Below are 1653 nucleotides of genomic sequence, written 5' to 3'. Positions count from 1 at the left end.
TCGCCGTGATCACCCTGTCCGCCGCAACCGCCGTCGGCGGGTGGCTGGTTGGCCACATGACCGCCCACCCGGCCGTGCCCGAAGCCGTGCAGGTCGAAGCCTTCAACGACGGATGGACCGAAGGCATGCACGACGCCTGCGAACAGGGCAGCGCGTACGCCTGCGACTGGCTCTCCCGCTAACCCGCTGACCCCCGCAAACCGCACCACCGCAAGGAACACGATCATGAGCACCACCCTGACCGCCGAACTGCTCGCCGCCACCGAACACCACTGCCACGCATGGGACTTCGTGAACCGGATGGAGGCGGAAGCGGACGGCCACGGATGGGCCAGCCTCGGCATGGTCATGGACGGCACGGGCGGCGTCCTGGAGGACGGGGAAGGCTGGCACCAACACGAGTGGCAGGCCATCCGCGCACAGTCCAACTGGCAGGCCGCCTGCCGGATCATGGGCGACGCTGCCGGGGAACCCGGGACGCTGTGGGACACGTGCGGCGAAGGGATCATCTACGACGCCGATTCGGTCCTGGCCGCCGACGCAGCGCGCCGCATCGCGGACAGCCTGGCCGGATACCCCTTGCTGGACGACGACGACCACACCGAGCGGGAACACGCCGCGATGGTCGAAGAGATCGAAGGCTCACCCCTCGCCCTGCCGGACGGGATCGACGGTGAAGACGTGCTGCGCGAGCTGTCGTGCCCGTCGCTCGGCGAGATCACCATGACCATGGTCGAGGACGCCCTGTCCGGCCTGGGGTACACCGCCTGCTCCGACTGTGACGAGTGGCTGACCCTCATGGACGCCCGGACCGGTGAGCCGCTGTGCCGCGACTGCGCGCTCAACGAGTCGTGCCCGCCCGTGCACTGGACCGCACCCACCCTGACCGGCGGGTCCGGCTGGACCACCGGCGAACCCCTGGTCGCAGTCCTGACGCCCTACCTCGACGGCTACGCCACGCAGCAGGGGGCCGCGTACCGCGAGGACGTGCGCGCCATCGTCCGGGGCAGCGCCGAAGGCTACCGCGCCGTGTACGGCCGGGCCGCGTAGGCACCAAACCCCACCCCCTCCAACTCCCGCACCACAGAACGGAAGCACCACTATGACCCGCGCCGAAGCCCTCCGACTGTCCGGCTACTGGCCCCGCCTGGCCAAGCTCGGCATGGACCACCCCGACCACGTGAACGCGATGTTCGACGCGTTCCGCGACATGCGCCACGACCCGGAGTTCGGCCGGGGCCTTGACCTCCTGCTGGACGAGCTGTTCGACGCCCCCGACACCGTCTGACACCAGGCCCCACCCGAACCCCCGCACCAACCCGAGAGAGACCCCACCGTGAGCCGCACCGCCGACTACCTGACCGAGCTTGCCGAAGACGCCGGAATCGTCGCAGAGCTCGAAGCCCTCACCGCCTACGCCGCGTACGTCGGCAACGCCGAGTACGCCGTGCAGACCTTCGAAGATGCCTACGCGGGCGAGTGGGAGAGCTTGGAGGACTTCGCCCATGACCAGCTGATGGAGATGGACGAGGAATACCGCGCGGCCGTCGAAGGGTGCCGGGGATGGCGTCCCCGGATCGACATGATCGCGTGGCAGTGCGACTACGCACACACCAGCGGCGGCTACGTCTTCCGGTCCATCTGAGCTGTGCG

The 1653-nt window shown here is 69.3% G+C and carries 4 protein-coding genes; all 4 read left to right on the top strand.

Features of this window, described 5'->3' with window-relative positions; genetic code table 11:
• On the top strand, positions 1 to 182 hold a 182-nt coding region (locus J0670_RS37585; RefSeq protein WP_207817261.1), incomplete at its 5' end, for a hypothetical protein.
• Between the two features lie 43 nt (positions 183 to 225).
• A complete protein-coding gene (locus tag J0670_RS37580; protein WP_207817260.1) occupies positions 226 to 1050 on the top strand; it encodes a hypothetical protein in 825 nt (274 codons plus the stop codon).
• A 52-nt stretch (positions 1051 to 1102) separates the two neighbouring features.
• Positions 1103 to 1288: a hypothetical protein gene (locus J0670_RS37575; protein WP_207817259.1), complete on the top strand. Its 186-nt coding sequence runs from the start codon at positions 1103 to 1105 to the stop codon at positions 1286 to 1288.
• A 48-nt stretch (positions 1289 to 1336) separates the two neighbouring features.
• Positions 1337 to 1645 carry an antirestriction protein ArdA gene (locus J0670_RS37570; protein WP_207817258.1) on the top strand — a complete coding sequence of 103 codons (309 nt, stop codon included), beginning with the start codon at positions 1337 to 1339 and terminating at the stop codon, positions 1643 to 1645.
• The last annotated feature ends 8 nt before the right edge of the window (positions 1646 to 1653 follow it).

It is taken from the genome of Streptomyces sp. FH025 (assembly GCF_017427025.1).
Classification (GTDB): Bacteria; Actinomycetota; Actinomycetes; order Streptomycetales; family Streptomycetaceae; genus Kitasatospora.
This window is presented reverse-complemented; position numbering and strand designations above follow the sequence as displayed.

Bases quoted from the DNA above. Each gene is read 5' to 3' on its own strand.
- J0670_RS37580 (WP_207817260.1), top strand. From the start codon at position 226: ATGAGCACCACCCTGACCGCCGAACTGCTCGCCGCCACCGAACACCAC.
- J0670_RS37575 (WP_207817259.1), top strand. From the start codon at position 1,103: ATGACCCGCGCCGAAGCCCTCCGACTGTCCGGCTACTGGCCCCGCCTG.